Genomic DNA, 25150 nt, shown 5'->3' on the forward strand with positions numbered 1-25150 from the left:
ACGAAAGGAGTTCAGAGGATGAATTGGGGAAAAATAATCATAGGAGATAGCAGAAATATGTCTGAAATAGATAATGAAACAATTGATTTGATAATAACCTCACCGCCTTATTGGCACCTAAAAGATTATGGTGTGGAAAACCAGATAGGATATGGTCAAACACTTCATGAGTACTTAAAAGATTTGTATCGGGTATGGCAAGAATGTTTTAGAGTACTTAAAGAAGGGCGCCGTTTGTGCATTAATATTGGTGACCAATTCGCACGTTCTATAGTCTATGGCAGATATAAAATAATCCCATTACACTCTGAGATAATTGCTCAGTGTGAAGATATAGGATTTGATTATATGGGAGCAATAATTTGGCAGAAAAAAACCACTATGAATACAAGTGGTGGAGCAAATGTTATGGGATCTTATCCATATCCACCAAATGGCATGATAGAAATTGATTATGAATTTATACTTATATTCAAAAAGCCTGGAAAATCTCCAAAGGTGTCTCCTGAAATCAAAGAAAAATCTATCCTGACAAAGGAAGAGTGGAAAGAATACTTTAACGGACACTGGTATTTTAAAGGAGAAAAACAAACTGAACATGAAGCCATGTTCCCTGATGAACTTCCATATAGATTAATCAAAATGTTCTCTTTTGTTGGAGACACAATATTAGATCCATTCTTAGGCAGCGGAACGACCCTAAAAGTTGCGTTAGAACTTGAGAGAAATGGAATAGGATATGAAATTAATTCAGATTTTTTAGAAATAATAAATAAAAAGTTAAATACAATTAATAACTCTTTCCTTTATAAGATTGAGACTATTAAAAAAGAAATCAAAACTCCTGAGATAAAAGCTGTGAAATATGAGCCTCGCATCAAAGATGCATCACCCATGATTGATCCTAAGATAATTGAACCTAAAAAAAACCAATATTTTAAAGTTTCTGAAATAGTCTCTGCTGATACAGTTAAACTTAACAGTGGTTTGGAAGTAAAATTATTAGGAGTAAAAATAAAGAAAGAAAAGGAAAAAGAGGCTGTAGAATACTTAAAAAATTATGTGTTGAATAAAGAAGTTTTTTTACGCTACGATACCAACTCTACTGTAAAAAACAATAATGTAAATGCTTATTTATATCTTAAAAACAAAATCTTTATTAATGCTTACTTAATAAAAAGTGGACTTGCTTTAGCCGATAAAGATAGTTTTTACACTTACAAGAATAAATTTGAAAAATTAGAGGGGATTGACTAATAATGGCAAAAGAGTGGATTTTAAACATGGCTACTAACAGATGGGGATTAAATAAAAAAGACAAAGTGGGTCCTGTTGCTAAATGGATTAGAGAAACAGCGCCTAAAAATATCGAAGAGTGGGAAAAGGCTTATTTAAAACTTGTAGAAGAGAACATTTTAAAAACTAAAAATTCAGAATTCTCCAATGCTGAAGAATATCTTGAAGAGCTTGGTAGAAAACTTTATATTAAAATAACAGAAGTTATTCAGGCTGAAATTGACGATGTCACTGAACAAGACTGTATAAATTATATAAAGCAATTAGTAATAAATCGCACTTTTGAAGGGTATCTTACTGAAAAAAACACCATCTACGGTAGAATAGAAAAATTGTTGAATGTAAAAATTTATCCTGCTCCAGATGAATGGGATAGATTATATAATGTAGACTTTTATATTCAAATAAAAAACAAGTATATTGGAATACAAATAAAACCCATTACCTATGAACACATGCCTCAAATACATAATTGGATAGAATGGCTTTCGCAGACCCACAAAAAATTTTCGGAAAAATTTGGTGGAAAAGTATTTGTTATATTTTCTATCAAAAACAAAGATGGCAAAAAGGAGATACACAAGGAAAACGAGATAATAGAGCAAATCAGACAAGAAATAGAAAGACTAAAGCAAATATAAAAATTGAAAGGCTGTTACAAAAGATGATGTAACAGCCTCCTTGTTTATCTTTTACCTTTCCACTCTATGATTTAACAGCAGCCTTTTCTTCTTTTCATATTATTCCTCAGATATCTCGCCATTTGCAAACTTATATTTAAAATTTTCAATGCTTCATCCTCTGCTTCTGATTTTGATTTTTAGCAATTTCAAATAATGATAATCACAACTCAAAATTTCTGACAAAGGTTTCAATTACTATTCCAAATATTTATTGACAAACAGAATTTTATTGTATATACTTGACATACATACAATTTTAAATCTATATTCCGTCGAGGGGGTAAATGTTTTGAAAAGAAAAACTCTACTGACAACCTGTATTATACTGGTTTTCATCTTGAGTATTCTTTTTAGTTCTGTATCCTATTCTCAAACACTATCAACTCCACTTTTAAAAGCCGGTCTGGCTTATACTCAGGCTCTGAATACTAAAACTATCGACGAAGAATTAAGAATTGACCTGAGATTTTCTGTCGGCAATGGTGCAACAGCAGATAGCAAAAAATTAGAAGAACTTCTCAAGAAGATGTACATCAAAGTAAGGGCTGTTTCAGATAACATCAAATATGAAGCTAATTTGCAAATAACTTTCTATTACAATAACAAGGAGTTTTTGAAAGGCTCTATGTATGTCAACAAAGAATATGTTGTATACAATTTCCCACAGATCTATTCAAAGCCGCTTTATGTGAAGCTGAACCAAGCTAATATGCCTCTGCAGATTGATACAAACAAGTACGTAAAACTTTTTGATATCAAAAACAATCCTCAGCTTCAATCACTTGTTGCAAGCTATGCACAGGTTGTTTTGCCAAAACTGTCATCGTGTGTAAAGATGTCTGATAAAAAAGTGGAGCTCAAATTTAGCAATGGTAAAAAACAAAACTGTGATGAGATTATTTTTGAGCTCAATAAAAATTCTTCACTTGACATTTTAAAGGCTATTTTGACAAAAGCAGCTGATGACAAAGCAACCAAAGAGTTTGTGCTTTCGGTTGCAAAGATGATTCTTGAAGATGCGCAGGCCATTTTGAATGCTCAGCAGACTGATAAAAGCACCACTTTCAATATTGAGGATATAATGAAGCAGGCTGATGATACTTATTCCCAAACAGTAAAAGAAGCAGTCTACCAGCTTGATACAGTAGCTGCCCAGATACCACCGTTTACTTTACAGTACAGAATGAGAATTGATGGCAACAACAATCTCAAAGGTGAGAGGTTGTACTTTTACTTAAAAGATTCCAACAATCTCAAAGTCATGATTAATCTGGATGGTATTATTAACTCAATAAATCAACCAGTTAATATAACAAAGATTGACATATCAAAAGGGGTCAATATTAACAAGCTATCGGATAAGGATATTGAAACAATGACAAAAAATGTTGAAAATATATTTAAGAAATTGGGAATTACTTTTTCTAAATAACATTTTTGAGAATCAAAAGCAAGAAGAGGAGTTATTTTGAGAAGCTCCTTAACTCCTCTTTATTTTTTACTCTCAAATTTTTTGAAAAATATTATAACCTACCTGCCCATTTAGGAAAATTACCGGACTGCCATGTCCGGGATGTGGTATGACAAGGGCTTTTTTAGTGCTGCTGAGAGGGCAAATTATTCCTTCTTTTGTATATCATCCGCTGTGGTTTGTTGTTATAGTTTATCCTATTTATTGTTTTTACTATTATTGTATAAGTTATTCAGAGTTTCTTAAATGATTAACAAAAGCCTTAAAATTGTAATTAAGACATTTATTGTTGTCTGGATATTCAGGCTGGTTCTATTTTATCCTTTCCTTCCACCATTTGAACCGGATAGAAAAGCAATCCTTTACCAACTGTTTAAATTACTTATAGAAAAAAGCATTGGGCAGCCATTTCTATAAGCTGCCCATCTTTATTTTTTTGAAATTTTTGTATTTTTCATTCTGAGTCTCGGTCTGTCTCGTTATAACTATAAGAATTGTTATTATCAATAACACTTTTTCCCTTATTTATTGCTTCATTTACAATATTATACATAACATATTGAATTACCATAATATAAGGAAAAGCCAGAAAGTAAATAATAATTGAAATAAGAGTCAAAACAAAATAAAATGCTGTTTCTTGAAAAGTACCACTTACATTTATTGCATCAATTATATAAACTGGAATTTCAACCACTATTGACACAACTGCATTGTACAAAATGGCAGCTATCAAAAACCCTAATTTGCCCTTTGTAAGTTTCAAACTTTCCCTTATGCTTTCCAAAACAGGCAAATCTCTGTCGACAAGAACTAAATTTGAAAAAAGTAATCTCAAAAGAAGGTATATAGACAGTACAATGCCGGCAAGACCAATAATTATCAATATCGCACGCACCAAAATGTTAGATACAGCAGACACCTTGGCAAGTGCAATTATCGCAACAAAAAATATTGGAGCCAATATAAGCATAAGAAGTAGTCCAAGGCCGAACATCTTCAGAGCAATCATCAAATTCTTTTCTTTCATCGTTTCAAAATAAATATAAAAAGGTCTTTTTACAATCTCCCTGTCTCTTGTGATTTCAATAAATGTTTTTGTAAGAGGATACTGAATAAAGGCAACAGCCAGCCACATCCATACTACAAATAAAATACCCATAATAATCAGGAAAAAGATAAACCTGCTGCTCAGAAAAGGAAAAATATCTTTGTCATTCAAAATACTCAGTGTTGAAATGTCAACCCTCATTATCATTGCAAGTAGAAGCCCAGCAAGTATCAAAACAACAAGTGATAAAATTGCAAAAAGAAAAGATAACACTATAAGTCCAAATATGTATCCATAATATCTTTTTGTGTAAAAAAATGAATCTTTTACAAAAGTTTTGAACAAACCCAATACCTCCTTATATCAGTAATTGTGAAAGATTATATACACTAAATATACCACAAATTTCTCATTTTTAAAACAAAAAGGTTAAAGTGCTCCTGTAGCACTTTAACCTTTGAATAGCCATTTTGCCCCCTCACATCCATCGCAGCAACAACAAAGCCAGCTGCTGCCAAAGCAAACTTGTCACTCCAATCACCTGAATACCAGGCATAACCATGAAAGCTCAGCACTGCAGGTAAAGCAAAGCCTTAAGCAGCCTTATCTTCTTAGCTTATCTGTAAATGTTCACTTATTTTGCTTTTTTCTACATTATAATCTGTCTCTGTTATTTTCTTTTTAACGCTTAAAACCTTTGCTGGATTTACGCTAAGCTCATCCACTCCAAGCCCAATCAAGATTGGCACAATATTTTCATCAGAAGCTATCTCTCCACAAACTCCAACCTCTTTACCTTTTTTGTGGGCGTTGTCAATTGTCATTTTAATTAACCTCAAAATGGCAGGATTCAATGGGTCATACAAGTATGAAACCTTTTCATTTGTTCTATCAATTGCAAGCGTATATTGAATAAGGTCATTTGTCCCTATGCTGAAAAAATCCACCTCATCGGCAAGAATGTCTGAAACAATTGCTGCAGCAGGTGTTTCAATCATTATGCCTATCTCTATTTTTTTTGAAAAATCAATCCCCTGGCTTTTGAGCTCTTCTTTAGCTTCTTGCAAAATACTCTTTGCCTGTCTTACCTCATAAACGCTTGTTATCATGGGGAACATTATTTTCAAATTTCCATAAACCGACGCTCTCAAAAGCGCTTTTAACTGTGTCTTAAATAAATCTTTATTACCCAAGCAAAACCTTATAGCTCTGTAACCCAAAAATGGATTGAGCTCGTTTTCTATATTTAAGTATGGAATATTTTTATCCCCACCAATATCCAGTGTTCTTATAATAACAGGCTTCCCTTCCATTTTATCAACCGCAGCTTTGTAAGCAGCAAATTGCTCATCCTCCTTCTAATTTAATTTTGTTCTTCAAAAGCTTTAATGACATCATCAAAAGATTTTGAATTATATAACTTTTCCCTAACATCTTCATGCATAAGCTTTCTTGAAATATAGCTCAGCACATGAAGATGTGTATCGGCAGCGTTATCAGGAACAGAAATCAAAAAGAAAATATGAGCAGGCTTTCCGTCCATTGAGTCAAAGTCAACATCATTTTTGGACACACCAAAAGTTATACAGGGCTCCAAAACTGAACTATCCTTGCCATGTGGAATTGCTATTCCCATTCCTATTCCAGTTGAAAATTCTTCCTCTCTCTTAATTACTGCTCTTTTAAACTTTTCTTTGTCAGTAAGTTTCCCATCATTATAAAGAATGTCAATTAATTCATCAATAACCTCTTGTTTTGTCTTAGCCTTTAAATCAAAACATACTCTTTTGGGAGAAAATAACTCTTTTATATCCATCACATCATCCCAGCCTTTCCAATTCTATTTTTTCAAAGCATTGTTGCACACTGTTTTTATCGGGTGCTCTGACACCCTCTTGGGCTACCTTTGCTAAAGCACATGCGCAGGCAAACTTAAACATCTCTTCTTCAGACATCTTCTTTTCAATACCAAAAGCTATAGCCGCAACCATTGAATCACCTGCACCGGTTGTGCTCTTAACCTCTGTTTTCACTGGTTTTGCAAAAAGAGCTGTATTTTTGCTAACATACACTGCACCATTTTCGCCCATTGAAACCAGCACCATCTTTACTCCTTTCTCAAAGATAAGCTGTCTTGCACAAAGCACCAGAGAATTCAAGTCCCTTTCATCTACATCAAATAAACTCTTGAATTCATATATGTTTGGTTTTATAACATCCGGGGCTGCTTCAAGTCCTTTTTTTAAAGCATTGCCATCTGCGTCAAAAATCACAACCACGTCTTTTTGCTTTAGTTTTTTTATAATTTCGAAGTAGATTTCTTCATCACAATTCCCCGGAAGACTTCCCGAGATGACAAATATGTCATCTTTTCCTGGCACTTCTTCTAACTTATCAAAAAGGTTCTGAATGTCTTTTTCTGTTATTTCAAACCCTGCCTGATTTATATCGGTGTATGCAGAAGCCTCGGTTTCTACAATTTTGACATTGATCCTTGTAAAGCCATCTACAAATACAAAATCATTTTTTATTCCAAATCTTTTAAGATATTTTAAAATATAGTCGCTATTTTCCTTCCCCAGAAAACCCAGTGCAACTGTCTCGCCTCCCAGCGCCTTTACAACTTTTGAGACGTTTATACCTTTGCCACCGGCATCCAGCATATAAAAGCTACTTCTGTTGACCTGTCCTTTTTCAAGTTTGTTGATATATACTGTCATATCAATTGCAGGATTAAGTGTCAGGGTGTATATCAATTCAATCAACCACCTTGCAAATTTTTTACTCAGTAATAACCTCAACTCCAAGTGCTTTAAATTCTTCTTTTTGCTTTTCATCCATTCTGTCAGTTATAATATAATCCAGCCTTCCAACCGGGCAAATAAGAGCAAATGCGACCTGCCCGAACTTTGAACTGTCTGCAACCAAAAATACCTCTTTTGCGCTTTCTATCATTGTTCTTTTTACAGCTGCCTCTACATGAGTTGGAGTTGTCACCCCAAACTGAGCAGACACAGCATTTGCTGCCACAAACGCTTTGTCACATCTGAACTGTTTCAGAGTATTTTGAGCAATATCTCCAACCAAAGCTTTTGTCTTTGACCTAATCACACCGCCTGTTACAATTACCTCAATATCCTCTCTGCTTGAAAGTTCATTTGCTATGTTAACAGAGTTTGTTATTATAACCACATTTTTTGCTGTTATGTTCCTTGCTATGTATTGAGTTGTGGTTCCTGAATCTAAAATGACAGTATCTCCATCTTTTATATACCTTGCTGCAATCCTGCCTATATACTCCTTTTCCTTTGCAAATCTGTCTTCTTTTTCTGAAAACGAAAGCTCAAAGCTGGTCGCAAAACTATTTACAGCCCCGCCATGAGTCCTTCTGACAATCCCAAGACTTTCAAGTTCATTCAAATCCCTTCTGATTGTTGACTCTGAAACACCAAACATCTTTGCCAGCTCATTAACCTTTACACTTTTGCCCTCTTTAATCATCTGAGCAATCCTGCTTTTTCTCTCCTCTGCAAACATCCCATCACCTTACTCTCATTTATGCTCACTTATCTGCTCGTTTATGATTTTATATGCTCATTTATGATTGATTTTATTATATGACATTTTTTTAAAATTGTCAATATTTCAATAATGTATGTTTTTAAATAAAATCAAAGTTTGTTATATTTAAATAAATTTCTTTTTATTTCCCGTTCAAACTCTACAAACACAATCTTCCTTAAATGCAAAGCCCTCATTTTGGGACTGAGTTTTTCTTACTAAAACCATGAATTTGGATAAAAACTTCAAACAAATCATCTTGACAGATTTTCTTTAACTGTATATACTGTATATATACAGTATCAAAAGGGGCAGTGGCAATGTGTTGAATATTGTTATATCGCTGACATCAAGTGAACCAATTTATGAGCAGATAAAAAATCAGATAAAACAGCAAATCCTGCTTGGATTTATTAAGCCGGGAGATGCTCTGCCTTCTATCAGAATGCTTGCAAAGGAACTCAATGTAAGTGTCATCACAACAAAAAGAGCATACGAAGAGCTGGAAAAAGAAGGCTTTGTCATCACCACTCCTGCAAAAGGCACTTTTGTTGCTGAGATTGACAGAGAAAAACTTTCAAGTCTTGGTTTGCAGGAAATAGAGAATGATTTAAAAGCTGCTGTCAAAAAAGCTAAGACACTTGGTGTTGATCTTCAAAGTCTTTTACAAATCATTGAAAAACTATATAAAGGAGATGAGCTTTAAAAATGATTGCTCTGAGAGTAGAAAACCTTGTAAAGACGTATAAAGATTTTCGGCTTGAAATTCCAGAGCTTACCTTGGAAAGTGGTTATATCATGGGGCTTTTGGGCAGAAACGGTGCCGGGAAAACAACTTTGATAAAATGCATACTTGATCTTGCAAAAAAAGAAAGCGGCCAGGTTTTTATATTCGAAAAGCTCTTTGACAGTGATGAAATTGAAACAAAACAAAGGCTGGGGATTGTCATGGAAACGCCAGTACTTCCGGCAAATTACAAACCCAAGGAGATAAAGCAGATTTTTTTAGCATTCTACAAAACGTGGGATGAAAAGCTTTTTAAAAAGCTTTGCGATCTTTTTGAAATTGACCAGAATAAGAAGATATTGCAGCTTTCAAAAGGAACCATTATGAAACTCTCAATTGCTCTGGCTCTTTCAACAAAACCTGACTTTTTGATTTTAGATGAGCCAACATCAGGTCTTGACCCGGTTGCAAGAAATCAGTTTATTGAAATACTGCAGAGCTTTGTCCAGTCCGAAGAAAAGACTGTATTCTACTCAACCCACATAGTTTCTGATATTGAAAATGTTGCTGATTTTGTGACAATAATTGACGGTGGCAAAATTATCTTTTCAGCATCGCGTGAAAGCATTGAAGAGGAGTTTTGCATTGTAAAAGGACCGGCAAAAGAAGCAGACAAAGTGCCCGCCAGAGCAGTTTTATCAATGAAGAAAGGTTCATTTTCATTTGAAGCTCTCTGCAAAAAGAAAGAGATTGAAAGATTTTTGCAGCCCGGCTTTGTTGTTGAAAAGCCTTCAATTGAAAAGTTCTACGTGATGCTTGTAAGAAAGGATGAAAAAGATGATAAAGTACTGGAAATTTTATGAATGCGAAAGCATTAAATACTGCTTTGCAGGCAAAGCTTTCAATGCTCCTTTTTTACTTAGGTGTGCCTGCAGCTTTTATCCTGCCAATCATTGCTTTAAATAATAACTCCCACTTGAAATATGCAGTCCCAGTATATTTAAAAACTTTTTTGCCATTCTTCTTTGGGTACACTCTAATTCTGGCAATTATATCTTTTACTGTTTCATATAGGCTTCTAGCAAAAACTGAAATATGAAAAATTGCTTTAAATTTGCAATTTATAAAATAATTTTTTATAGCTCTTTTTAAATTTTTTAAATTTTTTGAAAATTAATTACCTATTAATTAAATTTCATAAGGAGTGATAATATAAATGTTTACCTACTTTAAGCTTTTCAAAAACATCAAAAATAGAATTGTTTTCGATACCATAGTTTTTATTATTCTTCTATGCATTCTTTTATTATTGAATAAAAGTGATAAAATAAATTTCCCTTTAGCTATTGTAACTCTTTTTACCTCATATATTTTAATAATCCTAATGGCAACAAAATCACCGTTTTATCTTTCAAAAGCAAAACAACAAGAATTAATATCATACGTTTCATATATTTCTTTAGTTTTATTACTTCCTATTAAAAAAATAAAAATTATTTGTTTTGAGTTTGTTTCAGATATACTCATCATTTTAATAAATCTTATATTACTTAATTGTGGAATGTTTACATTAAAAGTGCTTAACTTAATATATTCCTATAACTTTTTATTATCGTTTGTTTACCCGTTCTCTTTTATACTTACGTGGTATTCCCTATTCACCTTATTATACTCCCTTACTTATTTCTTTAAAGACATATTTTCTAAACCAATTACCGAAATGTTAGCATCAACTTTGATCACAGTAACAGGTTTTATACCTATATCTTTACTTTATCTTTCAGATCACCACAAAAGAATTGAAAAAGCTATTATAAATCTATATAATAATCCTGAAATAAGTTTTATATTTCTACTATGTTCGGTATTTTTGTATACAATATCTTTTATTGTAAATATAACGGCAATTTACAGACGAGAAATTTAGATTTCTTTTGAACAATTCTGTTTAACAGAAGGAGTGAGAATACAAAAATGCAAGTCCAAAGATTAAAAATATAAATAACAAAAACTATCAAAGGAGGAGTAAACTGTGATTGAGCTCATTGAGCTTACCAAAGAGTTTGGCAAAGTCAGGGCGGTTGACAGGCTATCTTTTACCATAAGGCAGGGCGAAATCTTTGGAATCTTGGGTGAAAACGGTGCTGGCAAGACCACCACTTTGCGAATGCTTGCAACAATGTTAAAGCCAACATCAGGCACTGCCATAATCGAAGGGCTTGACATTACAAAAGAACCCGAAAAGGTAAGGCGCAAAATTGGCATTCTCTTTGGGAGCGAAAGCGGGCTGTATGGCAGGCTTACCGCAAGAGAAAACATCGAGTACTTTGCTCTTCTGCACGATATGAAAAAGGATGAGATCAAAAAGCGGATTGATGAGCTTGTTGAAAGGTTTCAGATGCAGGAGTTTATAGACAGGCCGGCAGGAAAATTCTCAAAAGGGATGAAACAGAAGGTGTGCTTTGTGCGCTCTATTATCCACAATCCCGATGTGATGCTTTTTGATGAGCCAACAAATTCTCTGGATGTGACAGGCGCAAAAGAGGTGCATGATTTTATCAGGCTTTGCAAACAGGAAGGAAGAACCATTATATTCTCAAGCCATACAATGAGCGAGGTTGAAAAGCTCTGCGACAGGGTGGCAATAATTCACAAAGGTCAGCTTGTTGCAATAGGCACAATTGATGAGATAAAGCAGAGATTTTCTGGTTCAAGCTTTGAAGATGCATTCATTAGATTGGTGGGTGATAATTGATGAGTATAAATATGAAGCATGTGTGGATTGTATTTAAAAAAGAGCTAAAAGATGCGTTCAGAGACAGAAAGGCTCTGCTTGTTGGTATAGTTCTGCCCATGATATTCATCCCTGTGATATTTATTATCTCCTCACTTGCTGCAAAGTCTGCCTATGAAGTAAAACCGCAAAAGACACCAATTGTTGTCATTGGAAAGGAATATTCAAAAACATTAACAAGTATTATAGAAAAATCCGAGTTCCAGATTGTTGATTCCAAAAACCCAAAGAAAGACCTTCAGGATGGTAATGTTAAAGCTGTGCTAATAATTCCAGAAGATTTTGAAAAGCTCATTTTACAGGAGAAACAGGCTCAGGTTCAGATTTTGACAAATGAGGCTGACATGAAATCTTCAAATGTAGGAAGCATCTTGAGCGAGATTATTAACAACCTGTCAAAAGAAATAACAAAATCAAGGCTTATTAAAAAGAACTTAGACCCATCGATAATTGAACCAATTGTAATAAAGAAAGAAAATGTCGCACCACCGCAAAAGCAGTCAGCCACATTTTTATCCTTCCTTCTGCCAATGTTTTTAACCCTGTGGGTTGCTGTTGGTGGAATGAACGCTGCAATTGACATAACAGCCGGCGAAAAGGAAAGAGGGACATTGGAACCACTTTTAACAACAGCAGCAACAAGAGCATCACTTGTCACGGGAAAATACTTAGCAGTGAGCTTTATGGCACTTTTAGCAGGTCTATCTTCTCTTGTGGGTGTTATAGTATCGTTTATTGCTCTGCCACGCGCACTTGGTAGTGCTCTGCAAAACAGCCCTATACTTGACTACAAAGTCTCTCCACTTACAGTGTTTATAATGTTAATTGTTGTAACCCTGACTGCAATCATCTTTGCTGCAATTGAGGTTGCAATTGCCTCATATGCACGCTCATTTAAAGAAGGGCAGACTTATTTATCACCTGTCAGCATTGTTGTGGTAATTCCACCATACCTTACAATGTACAAGATGCCAAACGAGCTCACAGATACCTATTTTGTCCTGCCACTTGTAAATGCTATATCCATACTAAAAGAACTGATTTACGACATCATAAATCTGCAGCACCTTGCACTCTTTGTGGTTTCATCTCTGGTTTACATTGCAATATCAATAAGCTTTGCGTCAAAGATGTTTGAAAATGAAAAGGTGCTGTTCAGAAGCTAAAAAAAGGAGCTGGTTTTTTAGACAGCCCCCTTTTTTTGCCAATTGCCCGAATATTAATAATCCTTTTATGACTTCTTCCTCGATGCAATATCAAGCCAGACAGCAAAAACAAGTACAAGTCCTTTTACAATCAGCTGATAAGAGTATTCCAGGTTAAGAAGGCTCATGCCATTGTCGATGCTTGACATAATCAATGCACCTATTATAGCGCCGGGGACAGTGCCCTCACCGCCCAGAGTACTTGTTCCGCCGAGGATTGCAGCGGCAATTGCATCAAGCTCCATATTTGTCCCTGCTGCCTGTGTTGCAGCATCAAGCCTTGAAGTCAATACAATTCCCGCAACTGCCGATAAAAATCCCATCAGAATAAATATCTTCATGGTTACCTTCTTGATGTCAATACCGGAAAGTCTTGCCGCCTCTTTGTTGCCTCCAATTGCATAGACATATTTACCAAATGTTGTATTTTGAGAGATAAAGGCAAGCAATATGGTAAACACAACAAGAATAAGAACAGGTATGGAAATTCCTTCATAGCTTATCATAACAAGTGTAAATGCCAAAATAAGAGCTATAACAACTGCCGCTTTACCAACTTCCAATGGCACAGACAAAACTTCTAAGTTGTATTTCTTTCTCTTTCTTCTTTCGTTAACTGTCAAAAGCAGATAGCCAAATATGAGCAAAAGTCCAAAAGCAATACTCAAAGGCTTGTTCAAATAACCCTGTCCTATAAATGTAAAGCTATCTTTAAAAGGCGAAATTGTAATACCTTTGCTTGCCAGAAGCACACCACCTCTGAAAACAAGCATGCCCGCCAAAGTGACAATAAATGCAGGAACGTTCCTGTAAGCAATCCAGTATCCCTGCCAGAGTCCTATCAAAACACCAACCGCCAGAACAGCAACCACTGTCCAGAGAGTTGACCATCCATGCCACACCTGCAAAACACCGGCTATTGCACCTGTAAAACCGACAACCGAACCCACTGACAGGTCTATATGCCCTGCAACAATTACAAATACCATCCCTATTGCAACAAGTGCAGTGATTGCCATCTGTCTTGCAAGCATTGAAAGATTTCTCGGTGTCAGAAAGTTCCCGTCTGTCAGTATAGTAAATATTGTCCATATAAGAAGAATGGCTATTATAAGAGTATATGTCCTCAAGTTTTTCTTCCAGTTCATTATTACCTTCCCCCTGTTGCTAAAGTCATAATCTTCTCTTGAGTTGCCACATCGGCTGCAAGCTCTCCGAAAACAGTCATGGTCTGTGTCCCTTCAACAATTCTCTTTATAGCTGCCAAATCAGCATCCTGACCTGTAACAACAACTTTTCCTGCAAGCCCCTGTGCTTTGAGAGCCTGAATAATGCCACCCGCTGTACCGTCGTTTGGAGCCAAGATTCCCTGAACATTGTTCTTTGCAGCAGTGAGGGCATTTTTGCAAAGTCTCATAGCCTCTTCTGGCTTCCAGTCTTTTACCGGCTGGTCAAAAAGAACTTTTACCTTTCCGCTCTTTACAAGAGGCTTGATGTATTTCATAGCACCCTGATAGAATAGTGTTGCGTTGTTATCTGTTGGAGCGCCTCTGAAAACAAAGTAATTTCCTTTTGGAACCTTTGTTGTAAGGTATTTACCCTGAAGTTCTCCCACCTTGATATTGTCAAATGAGATGTAAAGGTCAACATTTGCATTCTTTATAAGTCTGTCATATGAGATAACCGGTATTCCTGCTTTGTGTGCCTCATCAATTATTGATGTGAAAACTTCAGCATTGTTTGGAACGATTACAAGAACATCCACACCCTGGCTAATCAAATTTTCACATTGTTCCTTTTGCTTTACATCATCCATATTAGCTGCCTGAACCAGAACCTTTGCACCGAGTTTTGTTGCAGCTTTTACAAACTCATCTCTGTCCTTGTGCCATCTTTCCTCCTGCAGTGTTGCAAGAGAAAGTCCAATTTTAATCTGCTTGGAAGACTTTGCACTTGCATATTTTGGTACAAATGCAAAACTAACACCAATCACAAAAGCAATAGCTACCAGAACAGCAACAATTCTTAATAGTGACTTTTTCATCACAAACAAACTTCCCTGAAAAATTTTTTTGTTTGTTTTGCAATATCATTTTATCAATAAGCTTTTATCAAAACACTATTCTTTTTTGTCATTCTGGTAGAATTATTGAATAGGAAGTTCATAACCTGCAGTAATTTTTTGAAATCAAAAAATTACTATAGGGAAGTTGCACATAAAAATGTTATAATCAAAAGATAAGGGAGGATGGTTATCAACATGAAGGCGAAGTTGCAAAAGTTCAGTTTCAGAATCATGGTATTTTTCAGTGTGATTATTTTTGCAGCAATTATTCTCTACGATGTTTACAGCATGCGCCTTATAAGTACCACCGCCAAAAAGCCAAATTTGAAAAACCTTATGAGAATTATGATTGTTCTGCCTGAAAACCAGACATACTGGAATTGGTTTTTGGACAAGTTTCTTGATATTTCTGAAAAAGAAGGAATACTGTCTGATATTGTATTTTACAGCAGTCCCAATGAGGCATACAAACTTCTAAAACTTGCCGATGTTGTAAAACCGAATGCAATCGTAATGTGCAATGTTTACAATTCTAAAGAAATAGCCCAGGCACTGTCAAGCCTGAAAAACAGCGGAATTTTTATGGTTTCCCTTTTCAATGATATGCTTTTCAGATATGAAGATGTGTTTGTTGGAATTGATTATTATTATAAAGGAAAGATTGCAGGCAAGATTATATACAAAGTATTAAAAGAAAAACAATCTGTTCCTTCCAGCTTAAATATTGCAATTGTAAATCCTCTTTACACAACAATCGGTGGTACACTTGAAGTAAAGGGACTTGTTGATTTTCTGAAAGAAAAAGGTGTGAACTACCATCCACCTGAAGAGGTGGAGGCTTCGCGAGAAGTTTGGTAGCATTTTAAGCTACCCTTATTCTCACAGGATGGTTCACACACCCGCTACTGATTATCTGCTTTATCGCAGACTCACCAGCTACCTTCAAAAGTATGTTTATCGCTCCATTTATATCTGCATTCAATACATTCCCACATTTCTTGCATACATACAAGCCCCTGTGCTTTCTGTTACTCTTGTCAACCACCCCACATCTGCTGCACCTCTGTGATGTGTAGCTTTCCTCTACCTCCACATACTCTATCCCATATAACCTGCACTTTGCTTCTAATTTTTGCTTAAACCTCTTGTATGGGATTCCCACAAAGTTCTGATTGTTCACCTTCCCCAGTTCTATCTCCTTCTTTATCTCTTTCATATTACCCACAACAACTATTCCTATTTTATTTTCCAGACAGTGCTTAACTACAACGTTTACAGCCTGATTTAAAAAGTTCTCAACTATATGCTGTCTTTTAAGAGAAATTTGAGCAAGTTTTGAACCATATTTGATTCCCTGTTTGGAGTATACACTTTGCAGCCTTGCTTTTTCTTTATTGTACCATCGGTTGACTGATTTTAAAAACCTGCCCTCTATCAAAAAGGCAGTCCCAATGGTATCCGTAAGCGCTGCAAAGTTGTTTAACCCTAAGTCTATTGCCAAAATCCTGCTTTTGTCAAGCTTACAATCCTGCTCTTTTTCCTCATACACATACTCAATTTCAAACCATTTCCCATGGTATCTCGGAATTATCCTGACTTCCTTAATCTTTTTTCCTGCAATGTTTTTTGGCAAATCAAAATATAAGTATCTTACCCCAAACTCCTTTGAAAAACTTCTGCCAAGACTAAGTCTCACTTTTCTGTCTTCTATTTTGAACTGGTCTTTTGGGAAAACTATCTGGTACATCCCATCCTTGGGTAGGTATCTGGGCATTAATACCTTCTCTTTTACCTTTCCTTCTTTTTTGGCTTTCAACAAGCTCAGAAAAGATTTAAAAGATTCATCCACCGAAATAAGTGTCTGCTGTGCAACCTGTGATGGCAAAAGCATATAGTTTTCGTTGCCTTTTGCAATGTGATATACACTTTCATATCGCAGGTGTTTATGAGTTTGAAAATAGTGCTGTCTTATATGATACAGAGCAAAGTTGTACAGGTTTTTTGAAAAGTGACAAAGCTTTCGCAAAATTTTGTATGTTTTCTTATCACATCTTATATGATTTTTTTGTGTTTTGTACATTTAACATCACCCAGAAATATTTTATCACATTTTTAGCAATTCATCTCCATCTTACAGAAGATGGAGTCTTCTTGCTATATTCTTGATAAAAGATAATTTCCATACATGGGAAGAGGTGTATATTGTAAAGTAAAAAAACTTTTCAGTTTATTCAAACACAGAAGGTTTGGGGGAAGTTGCAATGCTAAACAAACTTTACATAGGAACATCCGGCTGGGCATATTCTCACTGGAAAGAAATTTTTTACCCTGCCAGTTTGCCCCATGAAAAAAGGCTTGAGTTTTACTCAAAACATTTTGTTACCTGCGAAGTCAACTCTTCTTTTTACCATCTGCCACAGCAAAAAACTATAATAAACTGGTACAATTCCACCCCGGAGGGTTTTGTTTTCTCTGTTAAAGCTCCACGGTCCATAACACATTTAAAAAGGCTTTTTGAAGTAGATGATGAATGGGAAAAGTTCAAAAGCAGGATAGAGCTGCTCAAAGAAAAACTTGGACCTATTCTTCTACAATTTCCTCCAGGCTTTAAGAAAGATGAGGAAAATCTGCAAAAGCTAATAAATTTTTTGAGAGGAAAAGAAAAGTTTAGATTTGCTCTGGAATTCAGGCATAAAAGCTGGTGCAATGAACAGGTTTATGAGATTTTAAAAAGTTTTAATGCAGCCTGGGTAATAGCAGACTCATCACGCTACCCCGGGGCAAAAGTTGTGACAGCACACTTTTGCTACATTAGAATGCACGGTCCACAGAGCCTTTATAGCTCAAGTTATTCAGATAAGCAGCTAAAAGAACTGGCAGACGAGATAAGACAATATGCAAAGGTTTGCAATGAGATTTATGTGTATTTCAACAATGATGTAAATGGCTGTGCTGTTCAAAATGCCAGGAGCCTGCTTGAGCTCACAGCGCAAATATTTGAAAATTAAAGGTGGGCTTTTTCACCCACCATTTTTATTTTACATCTTATTTTCCCAGAACAATAGTTGATATAGACCTTGCCGGGGATTTCCCGTAAAATATTTTATCCTCAATGACCATGTTGAACTCTATTTCTTCCGGATTTTTATTTAAAACAACCACTGCCAAAGTATCATCCTGGTTTTTTGCTGCCAGAACCTCAAGTCTTGCATCACTGCAGCTGCTTCTGACTACTCTGGCACCCGGCTTTATGAATTTAGAAAAATGCCCTATATAATAATATGCGTTCTGGTAATAGATTAATTTTGATTTTGTATCAACAATTATGGGTGCATCACAGAAGTTTCCAACATGATTGGGGCCACCCATAGTATCTAAGACCATGTTCCAATCCATAAATCCAATTGTGTAGCTGTTAAAATCACCAATTATCTCATGAGCATACCTTTCTCCAAGCTCCCACGAGCCAGGTTTTACCCCACCTTCCTGACAACCTTCTGTAAACACCAGATTCACATCTGGAAACTCTTCCTTTATCTTTTTGAGCTGGTCAAAGTGGTCTCCTCCATACCAGTGGAATGCAACTCCCCACACATACTTGGCAGCTTCTCTGTCGCTTAAAATTGTCTTTGCTCTCTCATAAATAATGTCTTTGTTGTGGTCCCATACAAGTATTTTTACATGCGAAAGCCCTTCTTCTTCCAAAGTTGGTCCCAGGTAATTCTTAACAAAATCCCTTTCCTCTTCAGCTGTGTATATACACGACTCCCACACCTGAGTTGCCATCGGTTCATTTTGAACTGTCACAGCCCATATATCAATCTCTTCTTCCTTGTAAGCCTTTATAAACTTGCAGAAAAACCTTGCCCATGTCTTTTTGTACTCCTCTTTTAGCTTCCCACCATGGCACATATCACCATTTGTTTTCATCCATGCAGGCGGACTCCAGGGAGAGACGAGAATTTTTAGGTCTTCGCAATATTCCTTTATTCTTTTCAGAAGCAGAATTATCATCTTTTTGTCACGTTCTATGTTAAAGTGCTTTAATTCAACATCGCCTTCAACATCATCACAGCTGTAGGTACTTATACAAAAATCACAGCTGTTCATGTGGATCCTGCAGAGTTTGTAACCAAGCCCATTTTCCGGGTCAAAGTAGCCTCTTAAAACCTCTTCTTGCTGCTGTGGCAAAAGTGATAGTATGTTCACTGCAGCAGCTTCAGTGAGTGCTCCACCAAAACCTATTACCTCTTGAAATGAACTGGATGGCTCAATTGTTATAACAGACTCCTTTTCTATCTTCTCGCTCTCTTTTATATTGTCTGCCTGCTGCATTGCAGTGCCCTGATCTTTTGCTGTTATGTAACATGCAATTTTTTTGAACATTTTTATCTGCCTCCCTTTGTTTTGACAGTTTCTATGTGTTTCATTCTAATTTAATAGCACTTTATAAGTAAATACACTGAATTTTAGAAAGGGTATCCTAAATATAAGCATTTTTTGAGCTGCAAAAACAGGACAGTTCCATGGTTCTTTGAAAAATTCATGTGTCTTTATACACAAGCTCTCCCCCAGCATATACCTCTTTTACATTCAAATCCTCATCCATCAATACAAAATCTGCCAAAAAGCCTTCCTTTATTACTCCACACCTAAGTGAGAAAAGCCTTGATGGATTGCAGGTTGCTGCCATGAGAGCATCTTCCAATTCAATCCCAATTTTTACAAGATTCTTTATCGCTCTATCAATCGTAAGCGTGCTGCCGGCAATAGTGTTATCTTCCAATTTGCAAATTCCATTCTCAACTTTTACTTTCAGGCTTCCCAAATAGTATTCACCGTCACAAAGGTCTGTTGCAGCAATGGAATCACTGATAAGGATTATATTCTCTGCACCTTTTAGTTTATAGGTAAGCTTGATAATCTCAGGGGACAGGTGAATAAGGTCGCAAATTAGCTCCACTTTTATATCGCTCAAAAGAGCATAGGTTGTAATAGAATTTTGTCTGTGATGTAGCTGTGGCATTGCGTTGAAAAGGTGAACAATATTTTTTGCACCAAGTTCATGGGCTTGTTTTGCCACCTCAAAGCTGCTGTTTGTGTGGCCAAGAGAGATATTAATGCCATCTGCATTTGCCTTTGCAAAAAACTCGTCAGGATTTTCAAGAAGCTCTGGTGCTATTGCAATGTCAAGAATCTTTTCTTCACAGTTTGCAGTAAGTTCTTCAAGCTTCTCAGCTGTTGGTATTTGCAAAAATCTCTCATCATGTGCACCTTTTTTTGCAGGGTTTATAAATGGTCCTTCTAAGAATATTCCGGGGATATTTAGTTTAAAATTTGGGTTTTTCTTGGCTTTTTTAATTGCTTTTGCAAGCTTATATATGTTTTCAAACGGAGCTGAGACAATTGTCGGCAGCACAGTTGTAACACCATGTTTAAAATAGTAGGTTTGAACTTTTATTAAATCATCCTCAGTAATATCAAAAAAATCAACCCCACCAATACCATGGGTGTGTTTGTCAAAAAAGCCAGGTGATAGAATAAAATCTCTTCTGTCTATAACCTCATCTTTTTCAGTATCAATTCCTTTTTGTGTCCCCAGAATTACCCCATCCTCTACAACCAGAACATTGTCTGTGATAAACGAATATCCATCGAATATCCTTTTGACCAAGAATCTCTTTTTCATTTTTACAAATCTCCTCCAAAAGATCAATCTGGATATGATAATTTTAAACATTTTAAAATTTCTCTGTCCAGTTTTTGTTCTGTACAACACTTTTTGTATAATATGTATTGACAATCTTTCTTTTTTTTGTAAAATTTAATACAGCAAAAATCAAACTATTGAGGAGGAGATGTTTTGTGAAAAGAAGAATTGCAATAATCTCATTTGTGGTGTGTATTCTTTTTACCCTGTCAGCAATAGCTTCATCTTCAACAAATTATAAAGCGCTTTATGAAAAGCTGCTGAAAGATTATAATACTCTGAAAACCGAAAATCAAAAGCTAAAAAACGACATAGCTTTACTTAAAAAGAAAAACGATGAACTTCAGAAGAAAGTGGCTTCAATGCCCAAACTCTCATATTACGATATTGTGATCAATGGAATCAGTGCAGCAAAAGAAATACCCTTTATAAACTATAATGGCAGAAGATACGTCCACTTTGATTCCATGCTCAAAACCTTCTTGAGTGTTGGAGATATGGGTTATATCTTCAATGATCAAGCTAAAAAAGTAGAAATAGGTGCTTTTGTGAAAAATAAAAATGTGTCTGGCTGAGTGATTTAGCATATTTTGATAGAGGGGGCTCTTGGTATGATTTTGGTTTTAATGCAACCGATGTTGTTATAAATGGAAAAAAGTTTTACAAAAATATATGGTGGTATGATTGGGCTTATAAAGATAGACAATTTAGACTAATATATAAACTACATGGCAAATATACAAAATTCCAATTTAAATATGGCGTGTTAGATTCTTCTTTAAAAGGTGCAAGAGGAACAATAAGGATTTTCGGTGATAATGAACTTCTTGGAGAGTATACCTGTGAACTTTATGATGATGCAAAATCGGCAACTCTGAATATAGCGGGGGTTAATTACCTGGCAATAGAGTTTCAAAGTTTAGTGAATAATGATAGTAGTAAAATATACTTGGCAATTTGTGATCCACTGCTTATTCCATAGAAAATACAATTTTTCTAATAAACTTTAATTCAAGTGAAAATTGCATAACCATTAAAGAAGCCTCCTTCTGAAAATTTATGGATCTTCGCCTAAGCTTTCTCAAAGAAGGGGGCTTTTTTTATTCATTGCTGTGTTGAACAATTATCTTCTTCTTGCTTCCTCAACTTTTTTCCAAGCCTCTTTCGGAATTTCATCCATTACAGGAATTTTTTCAAGTTTGTCGATTCTGTTAATTTCTTCACAAAGTTTTTCCAAGGTTATATTAAAAAATCTCTTTTTATACCTCTCTTCGTACCACCAGCATGCAGGATACACGGTGTTGTCGCTATTAACTTTAAATATAAATCTATTCTCAGTCGCAATCCACCACACACCTGGTTTGTCTTTTCTTTTCTCAATCATAAAAACAAATTTTTCACCAGGTTTCATCTCAAAAAGATCTGATTTATTAAATGGATCATACAATGCAAAACAAAGCTCAATTTGCCTGTCATCCACATTTCCTTTTAGGACTTTCTCAACTTCAACAGTTACATATAATCTATTCACCGCAGTTGACGGTGTTCCCAATTTTGATTGTAATTCATATACGTTTGTTCCTGGTATTGCCTGTACTGTTTCAGTTGTTTCTTCTTTTTTGACTGCTTTGCCTGCAATTACCGCTTGTGAATTTTTGACGTAGTACTCAAAAGTCAAATGTTGATAACTTTTTAAAGGGTCATAATATATAATTGGTTTCTCATAATTTTTCATTTTGTTCGTATTTTTCTTTATATAACTCAAAAACGGTAAGCTAAAAAGCAGGATCACTATTATAAGTATACAACTAATTTTAACGCTTTTTTTCATTTTGACCCAACCTCCTCATAACTATCTGTTAAATACTCAAAATTATTTCAATGTCACATATATCATGTACAGTTGGGTATTCTTCGGTATAACTGTAATCCATAATACTTCCATAACTATCAGCTGAATAGCTATTTCTTGAGTCCGAACAACTATGATGACCTAAGCCCATAGCGTGTCCCATCTCATGCATTAAAATACCTTTTCGCTGAGTTAAAGTATGTGTAGATGCACTTACATAGGGGCTTATATAAATTATAGCCTGACCAATATTCCTATCACAGGATTGAATGATCGAAGAATTGATTTCTTTTCCAAAGATACTCTTTAATGTTGTATAACCTTCAACATATTTGGATATTGTACTTCCGCCAAACATTGAGTCCCACCATGTTGGATCAGCTGTGCAAAAACAGATTTGTATTTAAAAAAGTTAAATCTACACACTTTTCATGAGACACAGCACAAATATACTTTGCATTCTCTATACCCTATATATTATTCAATTGCTTCAATCACTACTCCATGCAGAATTATTAGAGTAAATATACAACACAAAAACAAGGGGCTACCTATCTCTGATGATATGAGGTAGCCCCTTGAATTCAACAGGAGACATTACTTAATCTCCAGATAATCTAAATATACATCCCATGTACCATTGTCAGATGTTACTACAAGTTCAATTGTTTGATTACCCGTTGGATGAGATATATTACTTAACGTCTGTACAGTTGGTGTTGTGCCTGTAAAGTAGAATGTACCCACCTTTGTACCGCCAATTCGTAAGTCAACCGCTGCCGTGTTGGAGTTACTTGAACAACCGCGGAGAGAGAAAGTATGGGTTGAATTAGCAAAATATTGAGTATAATATGCTTTATCATTATTAGCATATAAAGCTACTCCTGAGAATGGTGAAGTAATTTTTGATGCATACTGACCACTCAGCGACATATTTTCGCATTCTACTTTAGTAGTAGTTGGCGTAGTTGAACCTCCACCACTCGAATCACTTGTTATAGAGAACGTATTTTGTGTTATATTAGCTGAGCCACTGCTCTGGTAACCTTCCACACAGAGTGTAATCTGGTCAATTGTACCCAGGTTCAAACCTTTTGCAGCCCATGCTCTGAAATGATCTGTTACAGTAACAGTACCACTTGTTCTTTTCGATGTTCTAACGCTCCAGTACTGATCAAATGTTCTTGTTCCTTCAATTGATGGCTGGTTAACACGAGTTGTCCTATAAATATCATATGTTCCTCCATCAATTGTTACAGTGCCAAGTGACGTTGCCCCGGGTGGACGCCATGAACCCCAGCTTTCAACGATATAAAATTCAACAAGTGGATTTTTTGACCATCCATAAATGCAGAGATAGGAATTGCCATTTGGATTGTAGGTAGCAGAGTAGGTAATCTTTACAGTCCCAAGCTGATTCCATGCAGTACTAAACTTTTTACCTGTTCTGAAGAGTGCATTGTTAATATTACTCCACTGACAGCTAAATCTTCCTCCTGTGTCAACTGTCATGGTAGTATTCCCTGTGTCCTTCCACAACTCGTAGTAGTAACCATCGTATGTCCCACTTGCATTAGAGGTAAGTGTTATGGCTGCCTGTGCATAAAAAGGATTAGCCAACACAACACACATCAAAGCAGCCAGTAAGACTTTTAAAAGCTTTCTGTACCTCATCTTTAAAACCTCCCTTTACATATAGTTTTATTTTTAACGCCTTTTTAAGGCGTTAAAGCCATTTTTTCTGTCATATTTTACTTATTGCCGATATTTATGATTAATTTAACGACATATATCTTAATTTTCTGACAATTATATTGTACAATCAATTTATTTTTTTGTCAATACCTTTTAAAAAATATATTTTTCTATCAATAAATTTGTTTCTTTTGCACTTTAAACTCAAATTCCTTCTCCCACAATTACAATTTGGTTAATCACATCCTTCTTAATGGTTATTATCTTGCCTGAAAATTTTTCTTTCAATAAATAGTTTTTTTCTGACTCTTCAATAAGCCATCCCTCATATTTTGTTAAATTTTCACCCCAAATTATTACCTTGGGAAGATAATAATAAGATATGAGAGATGCAAAACAAAATATATTTATTGCTTCTACTAAAAACATGCTAAAAACATCAATTAATATGATAAACTTGTAATTAATATTTTCTTTGGGAATATAAATAAGAGTTGTATAATAATTTATCAGGAAGCTAAAAATTATGTAAACCATCAAACCCACAATTATGAATTTTTTTTTCTTTTCCGATTTTAAAATTTTAAAAGAATTTTTGAAGAATAATTCTTTCTCTATAACCTTTTTATAGTAATACAAAATCATCATTGCAACAAGGTTCAATACCAGCCAGATCTTAAATAATACAAATTCGATAAAAACTGCAAAGTGAATTCCTACAAAGATAATACTTAATATTATTATCCAACTTTTGTTGTTCACAAAACAATTTTTACAAACCTTTTTCATAAATAATGTTCCCGTGCCATAAGCCAATACACTTATAATTAGAAGGTTTACAAATAAAGAGTTATTCACTTTTCCTCCTCCTTTCAAGTCAAAATACAATCACAGTCCAAGTCATGTATAACAATCTCTAAATTTTTAATCATAATATTAAATACATCTTCTAATTAATTGGACAAATATCCTATTTACTCTTCTTTGTTGTTAGTGATTTTATTATAAATTCACAATTAACTTCTGTAAACCCTAAAAAT

At 35.1% G+C, this 25150-nt stretch carries 24 protein-coding genes and 3 pseudogenes; 12 read left to right on the forward strand and 15 right to left on the reverse strand.

What is annotated here, in order from left to right; all coding sequences use genetic code 11:
* Nucleotides 1-18: 18 nt before the first annotated feature.
* The 4 genes and pseudogenes from OTK00_RS11540 to OTK00_RS12195 form a co-directional block, all read left to right on the forward strand.
* Nucleotides 19-1257 carry a DNA methyltransferase gene (locus tag OTK00_RS11540; RefSeq protein WP_045168708.1) on the forward strand — a complete coding sequence of 413 codons (1239 nt, stop codon included), beginning with the start codon at nt 19-21 and terminating at the stop codon, nt 1255-1257.
* A 2-nt stretch (nt 1258-1259) separates the two neighbouring features.
* Nucleotides 1260-1937: an MjaI family restriction endonuclease gene (locus tag OTK00_RS11545; protein WP_045168707.1), complete on the forward strand. Its 678-nt coding sequence runs from the start codon at nt 1260-1262 to the stop codon at nt 1935-1937.
* A 331-nt stretch (nt 1938-2268) separates the two neighbouring features.
* Complete coding sequence (locus OTK00_RS11550; protein WP_045168706.1) at nt 2269-3411, forward strand: hypothetical protein; 1143 nt, start codon at nt 2269-2271, stop codon at nt 3409-3411.
* A gap of 115 nt (nt 3412-3526) precedes the next feature.
* Nucleotides 3527-3700 (forward strand): annotated as a pseudogene (locus tag OTK00_RS12195) (DUF2752 domain-containing protein); the annotation flags it as partial.
* Nucleotides 3701-3904: 204 nt separating this feature from the next.
* On the opposite strand, the gene OTK00_RS11555 reads toward OTK00_RS12195, so the two are convergent.
* The 6 genes and pseudogenes from OTK00_RS11555 to OTK00_RS11580 form a co-directional block, all read right to left on the reverse strand.
* Nucleotides 3905-4846, reverse strand: coding sequence for a hypothetical protein (locus tag OTK00_RS11555; RefSeq protein WP_045168705.1), 942 nt, complete (start codon nt 4844-4846; stop codon nt 3905-3907).
* Nucleotides 4847-4956: 110 nt separating this feature from the next.
* Nucleotides 4957-5082: pseudogene (locus OTK00_RS12265) on the reverse strand (acetylxylan esterase); the annotation flags it as partial.
* 30 nt (nt 5083-5112) lie between these two features.
* Nucleotides 5113-5856 (reverse strand): annotated as a pseudogene (gene ptsP / locus OTK00_RS11565) (phosphoenolpyruvate--protein phosphotransferase); the annotation flags it as partial.
* 8 nt (nt 5857-5864) lie between these two features.
* Nucleotides 5865-6317 (reverse strand): PTS sugar transporter subunit IIA, encoded by a 453-nt coding sequence (locus OTK00_RS11570; protein WP_045168703.1) that lies wholly within the window; start codon nt 6315-6317, stop codon nt 5865-5867.
* Between the two features lie 4 nt (nt 6318-6321).
* Complete coding sequence (gene pfkB / locus OTK00_RS11575; RefSeq protein ID WP_045170057.1) at nt 6322-7257, reverse strand: 1-phosphofructokinase; 936 nt, start codon at nt 7255-7257, stop codon at nt 6322-6324.
* A gap of 25 nt (nt 7258-7282) precedes the next feature.
* Nucleotides 7283-8038 (reverse strand): DeoR/GlpR family DNA-binding transcription regulator, encoded by a 756-nt coding sequence (locus OTK00_RS11580; RefSeq protein WP_045168702.1) that lies wholly within the window; start codon nt 8036-8038, stop codon nt 7283-7285.
* 346 nt (nt 8039-8384) lie between these two features.
* On the opposite strand from OTK00_RS11580, the gene OTK00_RS11585 reads away from it, so the two are divergent.
* The 4 genes from OTK00_RS11585 (at nt 8385) to OTK00_RS11600 (ending at nt 12749) form a co-directional block, all read left to right on the forward strand.
* Nucleotides 8385-8768 (forward strand): GntR family transcriptional regulator, encoded by a 384-nt coding sequence (locus tag OTK00_RS11585; RefSeq protein WP_045168701.1) that lies wholly within the window; start codon nt 8385-8387, stop codon nt 8766-8768.
* Nucleotides 8769-8770: 2 nt separating this feature from the next.
* Entirely contained in the window at nt 8771-9652 is an 882-nt protein-coding gene (locus OTK00_RS11590) for an ABC transporter ATP-binding protein (protein WP_045168700.1), read from the forward strand.
* Nucleotides 9653-10821: 1169 nt separating this feature from the next.
* On the forward strand, nt 10822-11544 hold the full coding sequence (locus OTK00_RS11595; protein ID WP_045168697.1) for an ABC transporter ATP-binding protein: 723 nt from the start codon (nt 10822-10824) through the stop codon (nt 11542-11544).
* Nucleotides 11544-12749, forward strand: coding sequence for an ABC transporter permease (locus tag OTK00_RS11600; RefSeq protein WP_045168696.1), 1206 nt, complete (start codon nt 11544-11546; stop codon nt 12747-12749). The genes OTK00_RS11595 and OTK00_RS11600 overlap by 1 nt, the downstream gene beginning before the upstream one ends.
* Before the next feature lie 65 nt (nt 12750-12814).
* Here the strand turns inward: OTK00_RS11600 and OTK00_RS11605 are convergent, their stop codons facing one another.
* Nucleotides 12815-13936 carry a sugar ABC transporter permease gene (locus OTK00_RS11605; protein ID WP_045168695.1) on the reverse strand — a complete coding sequence of 374 codons (1122 nt, stop codon included), beginning with the start codon at nt 13934-13936 and terminating at the stop codon, nt 12815-12817.
* A gap of 2 nt (nt 13937-13938) precedes the next feature.
* Nucleotides 13939-14832, reverse strand: a complete 894-nt coding sequence (locus OTK00_RS11610) for a sugar ABC transporter substrate-binding protein (RefSeq protein ID WP_052670805.1) — start codon at nt 14830-14832, stop codon at nt 13939-13941.
* Between the two features lie 216 nt (nt 14833-15048).
* Here OTK00_RS11610 and OTK00_RS11615 point away from each other — a divergent pair, with 216 nt between their 5' ends.
* Complete coding sequence (locus tag OTK00_RS11615) at nt 15049-15711, forward strand: type 1 periplasmic-binding domain-containing protein (RefSeq protein ID WP_241765434.1); 663 nt, start codon at nt 15049-15051, stop codon at nt 15709-15711.
* A 4-nt stretch (nt 15712-15715) separates the two neighbouring features.
* Here the strand turns inward: OTK00_RS11615 and OTK00_RS11620 are convergent, their stop codons facing one another.
* Nucleotides 15716-16933, reverse strand: coding sequence for an RNA-guided endonuclease InsQ/TnpB family protein (locus OTK00_RS11620; protein WP_045168694.1), 1218 nt, complete (start codon nt 16931-16933; stop codon nt 15716-15718).
* 181 nt (nt 16934-17114) lie between these two features.
* Here OTK00_RS11620 and OTK00_RS11625 point away from each other — a divergent pair, with 181 nt between their 5' ends.
* Nucleotides 17115-17861: a DUF72 domain-containing protein gene (locus OTK00_RS11625; RefSeq protein ID WP_045168693.1), complete on the forward strand. Its 747-nt coding sequence runs from the start codon at nt 17115-17117 to the stop codon at nt 17859-17861.
* Nucleotides 17862-17898: 37 nt separating this feature from the next.
* On the opposite strand, the gene OTK00_RS11630 is transcribed toward OTK00_RS11625, so the two are convergent.
* Both OTK00_RS11630 and nagA read right to left on the reverse strand, forming a co-directional pair.
* Nucleotides 17899-19239 (reverse strand): glycoside hydrolase family 30 protein, encoded by a 1341-nt coding sequence (locus OTK00_RS11630; RefSeq protein ID WP_045168692.1) that lies wholly within the window; start codon nt 19237-19239, stop codon nt 17899-17901.
* Between the two features lie 157 nt (nt 19240-19396).
* Nucleotides 19397-20542: an N-acetylglucosamine-6-phosphate deacetylase gene (gene nagA / locus OTK00_RS11635; protein WP_045168691.1), complete on the reverse strand. Its 1146-nt coding sequence runs from the start codon at nt 20540-20542 to the stop codon at nt 19397-19399.
* A 176-nt stretch (nt 20543-20718) separates the two neighbouring features.
* Here nagA and OTK00_RS11640 point away from each other — a divergent pair, with 176 nt between their 5' ends.
* The gene (locus OTK00_RS11640) at nt 20719-21138 is read left to right on the forward strand and encodes a hypothetical protein (RefSeq protein ID WP_045168690.1); all 420 of its coding nucleotides are present in this window, start codon (nt 20719-20721) and stop codon (nt 21136-21138) included.
* A gap of 140 nt (nt 21139-21278) precedes the next feature.
* The gene (locus OTK00_RS11645; protein ID WP_268760856.1) at nt 21279-21545 is read left to right on the forward strand and encodes an NPCBM/NEW2 domain-containing protein; all 267 of its coding nucleotides are present in this window, start codon (nt 21279-21281) and stop codon (nt 21543-21545) included.
* A 141-nt stretch (nt 21546-21686) separates the two neighbouring features.
* Here OTK00_RS11645 and OTK00_RS11650 read toward each other — a convergent pair whose 3' ends face one another.
* The 4 genes from OTK00_RS11650 to OTK00_RS11665 all read right to left on the reverse strand — a co-directional run bounded on the left by OTK00_RS11650 (nt 21687) and on the right by OTK00_RS11665 (nt 24998).
* A complete protein-coding gene (locus OTK00_RS11650; protein WP_045168688.1) occupies nt 21687-22394 on the reverse strand; it encodes a hypothetical protein in 708 nt (235 codons plus the stop codon).
* A gap of 28 nt (nt 22395-22422) precedes the next feature.
* Nucleotides 22423-22773, reverse strand: a complete 351-nt coding sequence (locus OTK00_RS11655) for a M12 family metallo-peptidase (RefSeq protein ID WP_045168687.1) — start codon at nt 22771-22773, stop codon at nt 22423-22425.
* 239 nt (nt 22774-23012) lie between these two features.
* Complete coding sequence (locus OTK00_RS11660; protein ID WP_052670803.1) at nt 23013-24089, reverse strand: glycoside hydrolase family 11 protein; 1077 nt, start codon at nt 24087-24089, stop codon at nt 23013-23015.
* Nucleotides 24090-24314: 225 nt separating this feature from the next.
* The gene (locus OTK00_RS11665; protein ID WP_157841000.1) at nt 24315-24998 is read right to left on the reverse strand and encodes a hypothetical protein; all 684 of its coding nucleotides are present in this window, start codon (nt 24996-24998) and stop codon (nt 24315-24317) included.
* Nucleotides 24999-25150: the final 152 nt, after the last annotated feature.

This window comes from Caldicellulosiruptor morganii, from assembly GCF_026810225.1.
GTDB lineage: Bacteria > Bacillota > Thermoanaerobacteria > Caldicellulosiruptorales > Caldicellulosiruptoraceae > Caldicellulosiruptor > Caldicellulosiruptor morganii.